The organism is Ensifer sp. 22521 (assembly GCF_052044795.1).
In the GTDB taxonomy this organism is placed as follows: domain Bacteria; phylum Pseudomonadota; class Alphaproteobacteria; order Rhizobiales; family Rhizobiaceae; genus Ensifer.
Window position 1 is genome coordinate 253,654 of the sequence record NZ_JBQENM010000011.1, and the last position, 16,139, is coordinate 269,792.

The window sequence follows — 16,139 nt, forward strand, 5'->3', positions numbered from 1 at the left end:
AACGGCGGCGAAAGCCGCCGTTTGTCGTTTGGAGAGTGCCGGACGCGCGTGCTTGCGGTCAGCCGTGTGCGATTTGGATTTTCGTGCTTGTGCGCCAATGTGTGCCACGCAAAAGTGCATCGATGCCGTGACGACACCCGGTGTCGATGTTGTTGTCCCCTATCCTGAGGCCAAAGTACCAATGCGAAGACTTCCTGGATTGTCAGCGATGAAGGCCTTCGAAGTGGTTGGGCAAACCCGCAGCTTCACGCGCGCGGCCGAACGCCTCAATCTGACGCAGAGCGCCGTCAGCCGGCAGGTCCGCAACCTTGAGGACGAACTTGGCGAGGATTTGCTCATCCGGCGCCACCATCATCTGGAACTGACGCCGGCCGGCGCCGAGTTGCTGGCGACCATTCAGGAGGCGTTTCACAGCATCGAAGTGTCGCTGCGCAGTATCACCGAGAAGAGCAACCAGAACAGACTGAGGGTCAACGTGCCGCCGACCTTTGCCAAGCGCTGGCTGCTGCCACGCCTTGCCCGGTTGCGCGAGGCATTGCCGGATGTGGACATCAGTATCAGCACCGAGGCTTCCGATACGCTTGCCGAGCGCGGGCTTCTCGATTGCGCCATCCGCTTCGGTGATGGCGAGTGGCCGATGCTCGATGCCAGCATTCTGATGACGGAAAGGCATGTCGTCGTCTGCGCACCGTCGCTTCTGGAGGGGGCGGAGGTCGACGGCCCATCCGATCTTCAGCGCTTCGCCTTCCTGCATGTGCTCGCCTCGCCCGATCGGCGCTACCTCACCTGGCGTCACTGGCTGGACGCGGCAGGCTTCCAGGACGTCGATACCCGCGGCGGGTTGGAATTCGACCTGCTCGACCTCGCGATCGAAGCGGCGTGCGCCGGGCTCGGCGTGACCGTTGCGGATCGCTCGATGGTTCGCGGCCAGTTGCAATCGGGACAATTGGTGCAGCTCTTTGACGTCGAGGTGGAGGGCCACGAATCCTACTGGTTCGTGACGCGACCTCAGTCCGGAAGCAATTCGAAGGTGGAAGCGTTCCGCCTATGGCTCCTGTCGGAGGTCGCAGCCGACCGTGCTGCCTGAGCCAAGCATTCCATTTTGGAATGCTCTCACGGAAAATTACTCGCTTGTGCCCTGGTCTGCATCGTCGCATCAATTTTCCTGACGGTTGCGGCCAGGGAGAGAGGTCGGATCGTCGCTCGTGATGCTCTCTCCCAACCATTCCGAGATGCCATGAGCCCCTATCGTAACTTTTCCGGCGGCCGCTTCATCGAGAGCGCATCCGCGGCCCTAATCGACGTCCGCAATCCGGCAACCGGTGAGGTTTTCGCGTCGGTACCGGCGGCAACAGACGAAGAGGCGACAGCTGCGGTCGAAGCCGCGGTGAAGGCGCAACGCGCCTGGGGCGCCTTGCCTGCCATTCAGCGTGGAGACGCCTTGCGCCGGCTTGCGGCTGTGTTGGAGAGCCGGGCCGAGCGCATCGGCGCTGCGCTGGCACTGGAGTCCGGCAAGAGCCTCGCTGACGCGACCGGCGAAGTGATCTACGGCGCCGAACTGATGCGCTACCACGCCGAGTGGGCCCGCCGCATCGAAGGAGAGGTGATCGAGAGCGACAATCCCGGCGAAACGCTGATCCTGAAGCGCACGCCGATCGGTGTCGCCGCCTGTCTGATCCCGTTCAACTATCCGATCTACACGCTGGTCAGGAAGATCGCACCGGCGCTCATTGCCGGAAATGCGGTTGTCGTGCGGCCGAGCAACAATACGCCGACCTCGGCCTTTGCGGTGGCCGAAGCCATTGTCGAGGCTGGTCTGCCCGATGGCCTCGTCAATATCCTCACGATGTCGCACGATGTTGCGCGTACGCTCTGCACCCATCCCGGCATCGGCATGATCACACTGACCGGCAGCGTCTCGGCCGGCCGCATCGTGCTCGAATACTGCAAGCAAAACATCGCCAAGCCGTCGCTCGAACTGGGCGGCAAGACGCCTGTGATCGTCGAGCCGGATGCGGATCTTGATGCCGTTGCCGAGATGATCATCGCTGCCAAGACCGCCCATTGCGGCCAGGTCTGCACCAGCGCCGAACGGCTTTATGTCCATGAAAGTGTCCACGACCGGCTGCTCGCCAAACTGCGCGAAGGCTTTGCCGCCCGCACATTCGGCAACCGCGCCGAGGACGCGAGCCGTATGGGGCCGCTTGCCAACGCTGCCGCGCAGAAGCGCGTTCACGGGATGGTGGAGCAGGCGCGGGCGGAAGGTGGGACCGTTGAAGTCGGTGGCTATCTGCCGGAAGGCCCGGGCTACTTCTATCCGCCGACGCTGATTTCCGGCTGCGCCCAGGAGATGGAGATCGTGCGCGAGGAGGTCTTTGGTCCGGTGCTTGCCGTGCTGCGTTACGCGACGTTCGAGGAAGCGCTTGCCATGGCGAGCGACCATCAGTTCGGGTTGAGCTCGGTGCTCTTCACTGAGAACTACCGCACCGTTATGCGGGCCAGCGACGCGATCGAGGCCGGCGAACTCTATGTCAACCGCTTTCCGGCCGATCCCTATCAGGGCTTCCATGCCGGCTGGAAACGTTCCGGCCTCGGTGGCGACGACGGCAAGCACGGCATGATGGAATTCACCCAGACGCGCCTCGTCGTCCTGAAACACTAGACCATGAGAAACTGAGCATTCCCGGCCAAAGCCGGAACTGCTCCGACGCCAATATCAATACCGGGCCGATAGCAGAGCTCCCGCCGTCGGCCGGGGGAGGAGACTACCTGTGAGCTTGATTGCCGAAACCGAAATCGCCGCACCAACCGTGTCGGCCCGCAGCCGCTATCTTCAGTTAGCGCTGATCGTGATCGCCGCCGGTGCGATCTACCCGATCCTCTACCTGCGCCAGTCCTATCAGACGACGATGCTGGACGTGCTGAAGCTTAGCAACACCGAGCTTGGCGTCCTCTACTCCATCCTCGGAACCAGCTTCCTGCTTGGCTACCTGCCCAGCGGCTGGCTCGCCGACCGTGTCCAGCCGCGCGTCCTGATCCTCCTGTCAATGGTCGGTACGGGGCTTCTGGGTCTCTGGTATGCGACGCTGCCTGGCTACTCCGCCCTTCTCGTCATCTATTGCGGCTTCGGCGTCACGACCGGGTTGACGTTCTGGGCGGCGACGCTGAAGCAGGTGAACCTGATTGCCGGTGCCGACGAACAGGGACGCTTCTTCGGTATTCTCGACGGCGGCCGTGGCCTGGTCGAGGCACTCCTTGCAAGCGTCGCCATCGCGCTGTTCGTGTTCACGACGGAAACGCGCGGCGCCGGGCTTGCCACCGGTTTCCGCGACGTCGTGCTTCTCTACGCCATTTTCTGCATCGTCGTCGGCATTGCCTATTTCGCCGTGTCGCAGCCGATCGCTGCGAACAGGTCATCAAAGAGGCGCGAAGGCAACCTTCTCGTCGACATCAAGACACTGTTGCGCATCCCCGAGGTCTGGCTCGTCGCCGCCATCATCTTCTGCGGCTACCACGTCTTCCTCGCCACCTACAGCTTCTCGGCCTATCTGCAGGAAGGCGGGTTCGGCATCTCGGCCGCCATGGCCGGCCTGATCGTGACGATCAAGCTGTGGCTGCGTCCGGTCGGCGGCATCGGTGGTGGACTGCTCGGCGACCGTTACGGCAAATGCGGCATGCTGCTCCTGAGCTTCGTCGTCGCAGCGGCAAGCCTCGTGGCAATGATCACGTTGCCGGGCATCGGCTCCACCATGCCCTTCGTCGGGCTGGTGCTGCTCGTCGGCCTGATCACCTATACGATCCGAGGGCTCTACTGGGCGATCCTGGACGATTGCCATGTGCCGGCAAACATCACGGGTCTCGCCATCGGAATCATCTCGCTGGTCGGCTACGCGCCGGACACCTATCTGCCGCTCGTCAACGGTTACCTGTCGGACCGCAATCCGGGCATTACCGGCTACCAGCTCTATTTCGGCTACATCGCCGCCATCTGCGTTCTCGGAGCCATCGCCACTCTGGTGCTGATGGCTCGCCTCAAGAAAAAGGGATGACACCCATGAAGATCGCGTCTCTCGGGACCTATGCCGTCGCCGTCCCGCCACCGCATGTGGGCGGCATGTACTGGATCTTCGTTCGCCTCACGACTGCCTGCGGCATCGAGGGCATCGGCGAGATCTATGCGACGTCGTTCCATCCAAGCGCCTTGACGCCGCTGATCGAGGATGTCTTCGAACGGCATCTGCTCGGCCATGATCCGCACCAGATCGAGCGCTTCTGGCGCTCGGCCTATTCCAGTGGCTTCACCCAGCGCCCCGACCCGACGATGATGGGCATAGTCTCGGGCCTGGAGATCGCCTGCTGGGACATCATTGGCAAGGCGGCAGGCCGTCCGGTCGCCGATTTCTTGGGCGGTACGGTGCACGAGAAGCTTCGGGCCTACACCTATCTCTACCCGAAGAATGCGGCCGGCGAGTTCGATTTCAACGATCCGGACCTCGCGGCCGAATGCGCCGTCGAGATGGTCGAGATGGGCTTCACCGCGGTGAAGTTCGATCCCGCCGGTCCCTACACCAACTATTCCGGCCACCAGCTTTCGCTCGGCGTCATGGATCGCTGCGAAGAGTTCTGCCGCAAGATCCGCGACGCGGTCGGCAGCAGCGCCGACCTGCTCTTCGGCACCCACGGCCAGATGGTTCCGTCCTCCGCCATCCGCCTTGCCAAGCGCCTGGAGAAGTACGATCCGCTCTGGTTCGAAGAGCCGGTGCCGCCGGGACAGGAAGCGGCCATGGCCGAGGTCGCGCGCGCAACCTCGATTCCGGTTTCGACCGGCGAGCGCCTGACGACGAAATACGAGTTCCAGCGTGTGCTCGAGCTCAAGGCCGCATCGATCCTGCAGATGAACGTCGCACGTGTCGGCGGCTTGCTCGAGGCGAAGAAGATCGCCGGCATGGCCGAGGCCTATTACGCCCAGATCGCGCCGCATCTCTACAACGGCCCGGTCGGGGCTGCCGCCAGCATCCAGCTTTCGGCCGCCACGCCGAACTTCCTCATCCACGAGGCGATCCTCGACTTCTCCGGCTTCCACGCCGACGTGCTGAAGACCAAGCTTACCGTCGAGGACGGCTACCTCATCCCGTCGCGCGAGCCCGGCCTCGGCATCGAGCTCAACATGGATGTGGTTGAAAAGCACACGCCCTATACCGGTGAGCGCCTGCACCTGCAGATGGACGGTCGGCCGGCGGACGTGAAGGCCTTTGCGCCCGCGCGCGGGTGAACACGGATATCAGGGACACGAGATGATCTACGATTACATCATCGTCGGCGCCGGGTCGGCGGGCTGCATCCTTGCGAGCCGGCTCAGCGAGAACGGTCGCCACAAGGTGCTTTTGATCGAGGCCGGCGGCAACGACAATTCCTTCTGGTTCAAGATCCCGGTCGGCTACGCCCGCAGTTACTATAACCCTCAGGTGAACTGGATGTATTCGAGCGAGCCGGAAGCCGAGCTTCAGGATCGCAGCATCTACGTGCCGCGCGGCAAGGTCCAGGGCGGCTCCGGATCGATCAACGCGATGATCTACGTGCGCGGCGCGCGCGACGATTTCGACGACTGGAAAGCCGCCGGCAATGCGGGCTGGGGCTATGACGACGTGCTTCCCTATTTCCGCCGGCTCGAAACCCATGCGCGCGGATCGTCCGAATGGCATGGCGGCGAAGGCCCGATCCACATCACCCCGATGCGCGGCATGACGCATCCGATCACCGACGCCTTTCTCGAGAGCTGCGGATCGTTGCAACTGCCACTGAACGATGATTTCAACGGAGCCTCGCTCGAAGGCGCCGGCGTCTACGACGTCAACACCAACAATGGCCGCCGCTCGCATTCGAGCGCCGAGTATTTGCGCCCAGCGCTCAAGCGGCCCAACCTGACGATCGAGCGCTACGCCCAGGCCGAGCGGCTGGTCTTTGCGGATGACGGGCGCGTAACCGGGGTCGATGTCGTCCAGAACGGGGCCCGCCGGCGCTTTACCGCGGGGCGCGAAGTCATCCTGGCGGCCGGCGCCGTCGGCAGCCCGCAACTGCTGCAGGTTTCGGGTATCGGGGACGGCAAGGCGCTGTCTTCGCTCGGGGTCAAGACGCAGCGGCATTTGCCGGCCGTGGGGCAGAACCTCCAGGATCATCTCTGCGCCAGCTTCTACTATCGGGCCACTATCCCGACGCTCAACGACGAGTTCGGCAGCCTGTTCGGCCAGATGCGGCTCGGTCTGCAATATCTGCTCACAGGCAAGGGGCCGTTCTCGATGAGCGTCAATCAGGCCGGTGGCTTCTTCCGCGGCAGACCTGACGAAGAGCGGCCGAATATCCAGCTTTACTTCAATCCCCTGTCTTATCGGATCCCGAATGATCCGAAGGCTGGGCTGAAACCGGAGCCCTATCCGGGCTACCTGATCTGTTTCAACTCCTGCCGGCCGACCAGCCGCGGCAGCATCCAGATCGCATCCCGCGACCCCGCGCAAAAGCCGCTGATCCGGCCGAACTACCTGACGACCGACCGCGACATCGACGAAGTGCTGCAGGGAAGCCGGCTGGTGCGGCGGATCGCATCCGCCACGGCGCTCTCCTCGCTAACCGCGGAAGAAATCTCGCCAGCGCCGCGCGTTCAGAGCGACGATGAGCTGATGGGTTATTTTCGCGAAAACTCAGGCTCGATCTACCACCTCTGCGGCACCTGCGCGATGGGGCCGGACCAGGCGAGCTCCGTCGTCGACAGCAGCCTGCGGGTCCATGGCGTTCCGGCTCTGCGCGTCGTCGACGCCTCCATCTTCCCGAACATTACGGCTGGCAACATCAACGCTCCGACGATGATGGTTGCGGAAAAGGGCGCGGCTCTCATCCTGGCGGATGCCGCCTGACGAGAGCCGTATGGTTCCCCCCGTTGCCTGCGGGGGGAGCCCGCCCCAGGACAGCCCCCCGCGTTCAAGCGTTGCCATCGGTCCGGTGTGAATTGCCATCGCCGACCGGGCATGGCTATACTCCTCGGACTTCATAGCTGCCCACAATCAGTGCTTGCCTGACCAAAAGATTGTTGCTGGCGCGTTTAGCGCGATGGCGGGCGTCCGCTTCGCGGTCGCCGGCAAGGCACTGCGAGCAACGCCTGCGAGGGAGAGACGCATGCTGAGATTTCGCTTGAAGAGCCTGCCCGTCACCTTGTTTCTTGCGCTGAGTCTGGCTCCGCCAGAGGGCCGAGCCGCCTCGCCGGAACCGGTCAAGGCCGAGCATGGCATGGTGGTGACTGCCCAGCACCTGGCCTCGGATGTAGGTGTCGCCGTCTTGAAGAGCGGTGGCAACGCCGTCGACGCAGCCGTTGCCGTCGGCTACGCACTCGCCGTCACCTATCCGACCGCCGGCAATATCGGCGGTGGCGGGTTCATGACCATCCGCTTCAAGGACGGCAGGACGACCTTCCTCGATTTCCGCGAGCGGGCGCCGCAGGCGGCAACCAAGACCATGTATCTCGACGGGAAGGGAGATGTCATCAAAGGGTTGAGCACCGATGGTTATCTCGCCGTCGGTGTGCCGGGGCCTGTCATGGGTTTCGAGGTCGCGCGGAGCCGCTATGGCACGAAGCCGCTTGCCGAACTGATCGCGCCGGCGATCGCGCTAGCCAAGGATGGCTTCGTGCTGGAGGAGGGCGATGTCAGTACCTTCGAGGGCAGGGCCGAAAGGCTGGCGAAAGATCCGGCGGCGGCCGCAATCTTCCTCAATGACGGTAAGCCCTTCGTGATCGGCGAGAAGCTGGTTCAGACGGACCTTGCCGCATCGCTTTCGAGCATTGCCGAAAGAGGCCCGGACGCCTTCTACAAGGGCGCGATCGCCGATCAGATCGTCAAGGCGAGCTCGGAGAAGGGCGGCGTGCTCGCCAAGGCGGACTTCGAGCGCTATGCGGTGCGCGAACTGGAGCCGGTCAAGTGCAACTATCGCGGCTATGACATCGTCTCCTCGCCGCCGCCGTCTTCCGGTGGCGTGATCATCTGTGAAATCCTCAACGTGCTCGAAGGTTATCCGCTTTCCTACATGGGCTATGGCGCCGCGGACACGGTTCACGCGATGATCGAGGCGATGCGCCATGCCTATGTCGACCGCAACACGTCGCTCGGCGATCCTGATTTCGTCGAAAACCCGGTCGCCAAGCTCACCGACAAGGCCTATGCGAAGGAAATCCGCGCCAAGATCGATCCGTTCCGCGCCGGCGTCTCCGCTACGCTGATCCCGAAGGGCTTCGGCGAAAGCAAGGAGACGACCCACTATTCGATCATCGACGACGAGGGCAACGCGGTCGCCGTTACCTATACGTTGAACGGCTCCTTCGGCGCCGGCGTGGTGGCGCCTGGAACCGGTATCCTGCTCAACAACGAGATGGACGATTTCACCTCGAAGCCGGGCGTGCCCAATCTCTATGGGCTGATCCAGGGCGAGGCCAATGCGATCGCGCCCGGCAAGACGCCGCTGTCGTCGATGAGCCCGACGATCATCTCCAAGGACGGCAAGCCCTTCATGGTGATCGGCAGCCCCGGTGGCGCCCGCATCATTACGATTACGCTCGAGGCGATCCTCAACGTCATCGATCACGGCATGAACATCCAGGAAGCCGTCGATGCGCCGCGCATCCATCACCAGTGGCTGCCGGACAAGGTGTTCATGGAGCCCTATGCGCTCTCGCCCGACACCCGCAAGCTGCTGTCGGCGATGGGCCATAACGTTCAGATCGACGAAAGCTGGACGATCTGGGGGCAGGCGACCGGCATCCTCGTCGGCGGCGAGAGCCTCTCCGACATCGAGGCCGGCGGCGGCGCCCGCTACAATGGCGCCGTCGACAGCCGCATCGGCGCAGGTGCTGCGCGCGGTTACTAGAGCAATTCCAGGAAAAGTGCGAAACGGTTTTCCGTCCGGAATTGCGTAATTTCAAAGACTTAGATCACTTCAGTGTTTCGATGAGTGAAATGATCTAGGGCCCGAGATAGCGGGTGGCCAGTCGGTGCTTTGACACCCTTTGAAAGCAGCGGATCGCCGGTTCGCTGCGCGCTTTCGCATGTGCGATCACCGGGTGCTCGCGCGAAAAAGATTTGAAAGCGTTTTCGGTTGAATTTATTATGGTTTCCAGAGCGTGCCCCGCACGCGGTCGTACGCTTTGGTCAAACTTCATTCGTGGAGGTTGTCATGGCACTGATGGAAGGAAAGAAAGCGCAGGACTGGATCAATCTGGTTCTCGCCGTCTGCCTGTTCATCTCCCCGTGGATCATGGGCTTCGTTGTCGAGAGCGTTCCGGCTTGGAACGCTTGGGCCGCCGGCGTCGTGCTCGGCGTTCTGGCGATCGCAACACTTGCCATGTTTGCGGAATGGGAGGAATGGGCAAGCCTCGTCGTCGGGCTCTGGCTGATCGCTTCCCCCTGGCTGCTCGGCTTCTCGACCAGCGCCAATCCCATGTGGACGCATGTCGTCCTCGGGGCACTGGTGACTGCGCTCGCGATCTGGTCGGTCTGGGACGAACGGCAGCACCCGCATGCGCATGCATGATGACGAGCAGTGAAGGTCGCGGCCCGGCGCCGCAGCTCCGGGCCGCGAACAGCCGGCGGAATGTCGGTGCAATCTCGAGTTTGCAGCTTCACCCGGATTGAGAGCAAATCCTGAAAACGTATAGAACGATCCTCTTTCAGATTTGCGTGATTTCAAAAGCTAGATCCCTACGAACGTGTCCGAGCGAGCCTCGACGATGCACCGCGCATTCAAGCCAGCCCTATGGTGCCGCCGGTGAAAAAACTGTGGCCCCGATCTCTCAAACAGCGGCTGATCGCCCAGCTTCTCGTTCTCCAGTTGGCGATACTGCTGGCTTTCGGACTTTCTTCGTAAGCCTCCTGGTCCTTGCCGACGAAGGTGGCGTGTTGGTCAGCCCAGCGCCGGGCGAGGCGGCATTTGATGCGATTCAGAGAGGTCCGGATGGCAAGCTCGTGCTGGCAAAGACCGAGGAAATGGGGGACGTCCATGCCAGGCATCCGGATTTTTGGTTCATCGCGCGCAACGACCATGGAGAGGTCGTTCAGGTGGGTGACATCCCAGCGATCTACCGGGGCATGAGCGAGAATCTCGGCAGGATGACCTATTCGGACATTCGCGATGCCGGTGATCCATCGCCCTATCTAGCCGTTCTCCGGCGCCGGTCGAATGCGGACGGAGACTTCACGGTGTTTGGGCAAGGCGAGTTGATGAGCCAGTCAGCCCTTATCCTGCAGTTTTCGCGCTTTTTCCTCGCGCCGATGCTGGTCTTGCTGGCCCTGGTGACGGTCGCCGGCGTGCCATGTATCGTCAATCGGGCGAGCCGGGACATTTCACCGCTGGCGATCGATGAAGACTACGAGTTTTCATATGAGCCGGCGGTGCAGCGCTCGCTCGTTCAGGCGGGCTCGCCTTCTCTCAGGCGTGCCGTCATCAACCTGGTAAGGGGAGCGATTGTCGTTCGGGTCGAGCGTAACGGCGTGATCGAGATCTGCGACGATGGTCCCGGCGTTCCCGAGGCAGAGCGCGAGCGAATATTCGAGCCATTTTACCGGCTGAAGCCGCGGCATCGAGGCGCGGGCCACGGTCTCAATCTCGTGCTGCAGATTACGCGAAGGCATGGTGCGCAAATGACCGTTCTGAATTCGCCAGGCGGCGGCGCATGCTTCCGCATGGACTTCGGTAGCGAGGCCGCCGAATAGGCTTTGCCTTCCCATAAGCCGCAGAACTCCCCGCAGGCAAAAGCTGATTGCCCATGACATTGGCGTTCACGGAACGACCGCGCACCGCCCGGTGCGCGCGTGCCGGTGCACAATTGGATAATACCAATATCATACCAACTAGCAACTGTCTCTGAATGCTGACGCAACTTGTGTGCGCTATCTGTAAGAAATGTAATATGAATTATTCCGAATCTGGTCGCAGTCGCGGTCCGTTTTGACATCGCGCACTAGACAGGTGGTCATGTTTTGGTATTGCTAATGCTGGCCGCATATAGATTGGGCCAGATCGGAAGTGATTACGGAACGCTTATCGGCCCGAGGGCGAGCAAGCCTGTGGGCAACCGGAAAACTGGGAGATATCAAATGAAGCCGAGTTCCATTCTTGCCCTTTTGACGGGCTCGATCGTGTTTGCGTCGGATGTTCCGCATCGGACGAAGGCGGGCGGCGCGAGACGCCGACTCCTGGCAGTGTTGACAGCAACAGCGTGTCTTATCTCGGTCGCTCCAGCCGTGGCCTTCGATCAGACCAGCGCTGGCCGTATCAAGCAGCTGGTGGACACTGGCATGCAGTATTACTGGTCGGGAGGCGACGTCAAAAAAGCAGAAGCCGAAGTCTTCAAGGGCATTACCTTGCACGGCAAGTACGATGTCGTGGAAGCGGCCTTCAAGGAAGCGTCGACGTTAGCACCAGAGCGGCTGGATTTTCAGTATGCCGTCGCCTCAACGCAGATCATCCAGAAGAAGCTCGACGAGGCGCAGACGACGTTCCAGGGTATCCTTGACAAGGAGCCGACCGCATTTGACGCTCAAAGCTGGTTGGAAGCGATTGCCCGCATCCGTGGCGATGAGACCGGCGCGGCACTCGCCCATCAAGCGCTCGCAGGGCTCGATCGCGAACGCGCGGAGGAGTATCGCAAGCGCTTTGTTCGCGCAGAACAGATCATGGCCGAAAAGCCCAACTTCGATGTCCCAACGGTGCCCGGCAAGGTCGTGGTCGTCGCCTTGGGCTACGCGCTGGCGGATGACGGCACGGCGCAGCAGACTTTGCTCGACCGCCTCGACGTGACGTTGAAGGCTGCAGAGGCGAACCCGACAGCACTGGTGATGGTGAGTGGCGGCGTGCCGAAGAATGGCGTTACTGAAGGCGACGTGATGTCCAAGTGGCTGGTCGACAAGGGTGTCAGCCGCGATCGCATCATCATTGAAGACAAGTCGAAAGACACGATCGGCAATGTGATCAATGCTGCCAATCTGTTGGTGCGGCATCAGGCCGACACTGTGATCCTGGTGACCAGCTCAAGCCACATGCGCCGAGCTCGCACAGTAATGGAAGACGCATTGAAACAGCGCGACCTGCTGACGGCAGTGGTGCCGCTGAATGCGCTGGACGCACCATCCCAGGATGAGGCGGCAAAGGTCGGGTCTGACGAGAGGTTGGTAATTTACCGCGATCTGATGCGTGTTTCGGGCGTATGGGCGTATCCGGGGCTTCAGCAGTAGCCACTGACGCATCTCAAGAATCATCGAAACCCGCGCGCCCAGTTCCGCCATTATGGGCGCGCGAGCTATTGACCAATGCATCGGCGACCTTCACGCCGCAACGTTTGCAGACGCTTCCCGTTCCCCTTGGTGATCGAAAATTTCTCTATGGCCTTATGCCACAGCGCCGATGTTCGGTCGTCGAAACAGTATTTGTTCGCCACAATCTCCGACATTAAGCTTCCCATCGCCCCTGCTTTGTCCTAGAAGGCACCCCGTAATCCGGTCGCAGCCTACCCGGTCAAAACAAGGACACCTATCATGAAGACGATTGTCATCTGCTCCGGCGGATTAGACTCGGTATCGCTTGCCCACAAGGTCGCAGCCGAGCAGGAGCTTATAGGCCTGCTCTCCTTCGACTATGGACAACGACACCGCAAGGAACTGGACTTTGCCGCCGCCTGTGCGAGACGGCTTGGCGTTCCACATCAGATCATCGACATTCGCGCCATCGGCGCCCACCTCACCGGATCGGCGCTGACGGACGATGTCGACGTGCCCGACGGCCACTATGCCGAGGAAACCATGAAGGCGACGGTGGTTCCGAACCGCAACGCCATCATGCTCGCGATTGCCTTCGGGCTTGCGGCGGCGCAGAAGGCGGACGCGGTTGCGGTCGCCGTGCATGGCGGCGATCATTTCATCTATCCCGATTGCCGTCCCGGTTTCATCGATGCGTTTCAGGCGATGCAGAACCAGGCGCTCGACGACTATGCCAACGTTGCACTCTACGCGCCCTATGTGACCGTATCGAAGGCGGATATCGTCACCGACGGCGCAAGCCATGCGACACCCTTCGAAGAGACCTGGTCCTGCTACAAGGGTGGCGCACGCCATTGCGGCCGCTGCGGCACCTGCGTCGAGCGGCGCGAGGCCTTTCATCTTGCCGGTGTTGCGGACCCGACCGATTATGAGGATCCGGATTTCTGGGTGGCGGCGACGTCTGCTTTTTCAGCCGAGGAGGTGAAGTGATGTTCCGGATCACCAAGGAGTTCCATTTCTCCGCCTCGCACCAGTTGAAGAGCCTGCCGGCGGACCACCAGTGCGCCCGGCTGCACGGGCATAACTACGTCGTTGAAGTCGAGCTTGCCGGTGCGGAACTCAACGAACACGGCTTCGTGCGCGACTATCACGAGCTGGCGCCACTGAAGCGCTACATTGACGAGAGCTTCGACCATCGTCACCTCAATGACGTCCTCGGCCATGACCAGGTGACGGCCGAATGTCTGGCAAAGCATTTCTACGATTGGTGCAAGGTGAGGCTCCCTGAAACCTCGGCCGTGCGCGTCAGCGAGACGCCGAAGACCTGGGCGGAATACCGGCCATGACCGGGCCTGGCGAAACGCGCATCCGGGTCAGCGAAGTCTTCGGGCCGACGATCCAGGGTGAGGGCATCCTGATCGGTCTGCCGACCGTGTTCGTTCGCACGGGCGGCTGCGATTATCGCTGCAGCTGGTGCGATACGCTACATGCAGTCGACAGCGAATACCGCGACCAATGGCTGCCGATGACGGTGGAGGAGATCTGGAGCGAAGTCAGCCGGCTATCCGGCGGCAAGCCGCTCACGGTCTCGCTATCCGGCGGCAATCCGGCGATCCAGCCGCTCGGGCCTCTGATCGCGCGTGGGCGAGAGGAAGGCTACCGGTTTGCCCTGGAGACGCAGGGCAGTATCGCCAAGGACTGGTTCGCCGATCTCGACGTGCTGGTCTTGAGCCCGAAGCCGCCGTCGAGCGGCATGGAGACCGACTGGAACACCTTCGACGACTGTCTTCGTATGGCGGCAGGCCGGCCCGAGGTGGCGCTGAAGATCGTCGTCTTCGACGAGCGCGATTATGCCTATGCCCGCGATGCGGCGGCCCGTTATCCGCATCTGCCGCTCTACCTGCAGCCCGGAAACCACACGCCGCCACCGCCGGATGACGACGATGCCACTGTTGATATCGACGGCATCATCGACCGCATGCTCTGGCTTGTCGGCAAGGTGACGGAGGACCGCTGGTTCGAGGCTCGGGTACTGCCGCAACTGCATGTTCTGCTCTGGGGCAACAGACGCGGGGTATAGTGGTCGCACCCTTGGTGTCCCGCAAATCCTCCGGGCTTGGTCGGATAGCGGCGGGCGGCTATGGTCCAAGCAATGAGACCGGGTGAGGGACGTTCATGCAACTGAAGACGAAACGTGTCTACGAGCCGAAGGCGGATGGCGACGGCATGCGCATCCTCGTCGATCGCCTGTGGCCGCGTGGACTGACCAAGGCGGACGCGGCGGTCGACCTGTGGCTCAAGGAGATCGCGCCGACAACGGAACTGCGTCGCTGGTTTCACGGGGATCAAGGCACCTGGGGAGAGTTTCGCGAGCGCTACATTGGCGAGCTCGACAACAATCCGGCGGCAGTTGACGTGTTGCGGCAGCGCATTGCTGAAGGCGCCGTGACCTTGCTTTACAGCGTGAAGGATGAGGCCCGCAATCATGCGCAGATACTCAGGGACTACATCCTGGCACACCGATAGACGAAGCGTCGGGTTCACGTCATGTCGTTGTGGTGGATGCCTCGAATGCGCTGCCGAAGCGCGCAGTGATCGGATGCCAATCGTCCGGGAAGGGTAATCCGAAGACGTCGGTGAGGGCACTTTCGATTGCAGGCGCATCGAGTTCGTGGCGTGTGACGGTGCCATTCTCGGATCGTCAGCCGGTTTGCGAACAGGATCGTGCGCGCCTGCTCGGAGGTCAGGGTCACCAACAGGTTCTGGCGGAAAAGCGACTGCGGATGGGTGGATGCCGCGATGTTCGCGATCCGATAGGCGTCCTCTCCGCAAATCCTCGGCGATCCCTCATAGACCGGCACCCAATCGCGACCAAGTTCCGCTTCCAGCAAATAGCCATCGAGCGTCCGGCTGAGGCGGAACGGCTCATGCGGCGTCGGCTGCGCTGTGGTCCTGTCGAAACGGAGCGGCGCGGTCGGCACGCAACTGCCAAAGCCGACATCGACGAGATAGCCGCCACCGTCCACGAAGACGCGGAGCACCATGTGCGACCAAGCCGGCGGCGGCGCCTCGGGTTCGCGCATCCACAGGACGCGGGCCATCAAGGGCTCCACCCGATAGCCGAACGCGCCGAGTACACGCTGCAAAAGGCTGTTCTGTTCGAAGCAATAGCCGCCACGCCTGCGGTCGATGAGCTTGGCGTCGACCGTCTCAGGCGACAGATCGATCCGTCGTCCGAGCAGCACGTCGATGGCTTCGAAATGGCATGACCTGCGATGATCGCGCCAAGGGTTGCCAAATCCGGCGAGAGCGGCCCGACATGACCGATGCGGGCGAAATAGCCGTCAAGATTGACGGAAAACAAGGCGTTCCGCATGTCCTACAGGCTCCGGTAGATGATGGCGTCGCGAAGATCGACCGGGAAGCGTCCGTTCATGCCCTCAAAGGCGGTGTTGGTGAGCGCGACGACGGTGAGACCGCGGGCCGGGTCGATGGACCACTTGTGCCCGTAGGCGCCGTCCCATTGCAGCGTGCCGGGCGATTGCGGCGTGCCGGCCATTTCGGACTCGACAAGGACCGAACCGCCGAAACCGAACTCCCATCCGGGGCCGGCGGCCAATCCGCCGGTCCTTGCCTGAATGTCGAACATCGAGCGGGTGGTAGGGGCGTCGAGCACCGCGGACTGCCCGGTCCTGAGGCTTTCGAGAAGGCGAATTACATCCCCGGCCGTGCCTGCCATGCCGGTCCCACCAGAGTGAAAGGCCCGTGCGTTGAAGATTCGGCCGGGCGAGAGGCGCATGGGATTGCCGAAGAAGGGAACCGCGTCGTCGCCAACGAGCCGCCGCGGCC

14 protein-coding genes and 1 pseudogene are annotated in these 16,139 nt (G+C 62.2%); 13 read left to right on the forward strand and 2 right to left on the reverse strand.

All coding sequences use genetic code 11. The annotated features are described in order from the left end of the window. Positions 1-208: 208 nt before the first annotated feature. From ACTJKE_RS19310 to ACTJKE_RS19370, 13 genes are all read left to right on the forward strand, one after another. Positions 209-1,087, forward strand: coding sequence for a LysR substrate-binding domain-containing protein (locus ACTJKE_RS19310; protein WP_082663774.1), 879 nt, complete (start codon positions 209-211; stop codon positions 1,085-1,087). Positions 1,088-1,237: 150 nt separating this feature from the next. Then, complete coding sequence (gene aldA, locus ACTJKE_RS19315; protein ID WP_113511942.1) at positions 1,238-2,662, forward strand: aldehyde dehydrogenase; 1,425 nt, start codon at positions 1,238-1,240, stop codon at positions 2,660-2,662. A gap of 109 nt (positions 2,663-2,771) precedes the next feature. Next, positions 2,772-4,049 (forward strand): MFS transporter, encoded by a 1,278-nt coding sequence (locus ACTJKE_RS19320; protein WP_197423549.1) that lies wholly within the window; start codon positions 2,772-2,774, stop codon positions 4,047-4,049. A gap of 5 nt (positions 4,050-4,054) precedes the next feature. Continuing rightward, positions 4,055-5,272, forward strand: coding sequence for a mandelate racemase/muconate lactonizing enzyme family protein (locus ACTJKE_RS19325; RefSeq protein ID WP_058329950.1), 1,218 nt, complete (start codon positions 4,055-4,057; stop codon positions 5,270-5,272). A gap of 22 nt (positions 5,273-5,294) precedes the next feature. Beyond that, positions 5,295-6,908, forward strand: coding sequence for a GMC family oxidoreductase (locus ACTJKE_RS19330; RefSeq protein ID WP_058330131.1), 1,614 nt, complete (start codon positions 5,295-5,297; stop codon positions 6,906-6,908). Positions 6,909-7,167: 259 nt separating this feature from the next. Further along, entirely contained in the window at positions 7,168-8,907 is a 1,740-nt protein-coding gene (ggt, locus tag ACTJKE_RS19335) for a gamma-glutamyltransferase (RefSeq protein WP_058330130.1), read from the forward strand. A gap of 306 nt (positions 8,908-9,213) precedes the next feature. Continuing rightward, positions 9,214-9,570, forward strand: a complete 357-nt coding sequence (locus tag ACTJKE_RS19340; RefSeq protein ID WP_057255411.1) for an SPW repeat protein — start codon at positions 9,214-9,216, stop codon at positions 9,568-9,570. 362 nt (positions 9,571-9,932) lie between these two features. Further along, positions 9,933-10,748, forward strand: coding sequence for a sensor histidine kinase (locus ACTJKE_RS19345; RefSeq protein ID WP_156437192.1), 816 nt, complete (start codon positions 9,933-9,935; stop codon positions 10,746-10,748). Between the two features lie 384 nt (positions 10,749-11,132). Further along, a complete protein-coding gene (locus ACTJKE_RS19350) occupies positions 11,133-12,269 on the forward strand; it encodes a YdcF family protein (RefSeq protein ID WP_082640897.1) in 1,137 nt (378 codons plus the stop codon). A 300-nt stretch (positions 12,270-12,569) separates the two neighbouring features. After that, positions 12,570-13,280, forward strand: a complete 711-nt coding sequence (gene queC, locus ACTJKE_RS19355; protein ID WP_058329948.1) for a 7-cyano-7-deazaguanine synthase QueC — start codon at positions 12,570-12,572, stop codon at positions 13,278-13,280. After that, complete coding sequence (gene queD, locus ACTJKE_RS19360) at positions 13,280-13,636, forward strand: 6-carboxytetrahydropterin synthase QueD (protein ID WP_058329947.1); 357 nt, start codon at positions 13,280-13,282, stop codon at positions 13,634-13,636. Before queC ends, queD begins: the two co-directional genes overlap by 1 nt. Further along, positions 13,633-14,370 carry a 7-carboxy-7-deazaguanine synthase QueE gene (queE, locus tag ACTJKE_RS19365; protein WP_058329946.1) on the forward strand — a complete coding sequence of 246 codons (738 nt, stop codon included), beginning with the start codon at positions 13,633-13,635 and terminating at the stop codon, positions 14,368-14,370. Before queD ends, queE begins: the two co-directional genes overlap by 4 nt. Before the next feature lie 95 nt (positions 14,371-14,465). Beyond that, positions 14,466-14,816: a DUF488 domain-containing protein gene (locus ACTJKE_RS19370; protein WP_058329945.1), complete on the forward strand. Its 351-nt coding sequence runs from the start codon at positions 14,466-14,468 to the stop codon at positions 14,814-14,816. A 14-nt stretch (positions 14,817-14,830) separates the two neighbouring features. Here the strand turns inward: ACTJKE_RS19370 and ACTJKE_RS19375 are convergent. Together ACTJKE_RS19375 and ACTJKE_RS19380 are read right to left on the reverse strand one after the other, a co-directional pair. Further along, positions 14,831-15,559: pseudogene (locus ACTJKE_RS19375) on the reverse strand (arylamine N-acetyltransferase family protein); the annotation flags it as partial. 110 nt (positions 15,560-15,669) lie between these two features. Beyond that, a partial coding sequence (locus ACTJKE_RS19380) for a serine hydrolase (protein WP_440692117.1) occupies positions 15,670-16,139 on the reverse strand: 470 nt, incomplete at its 5' end.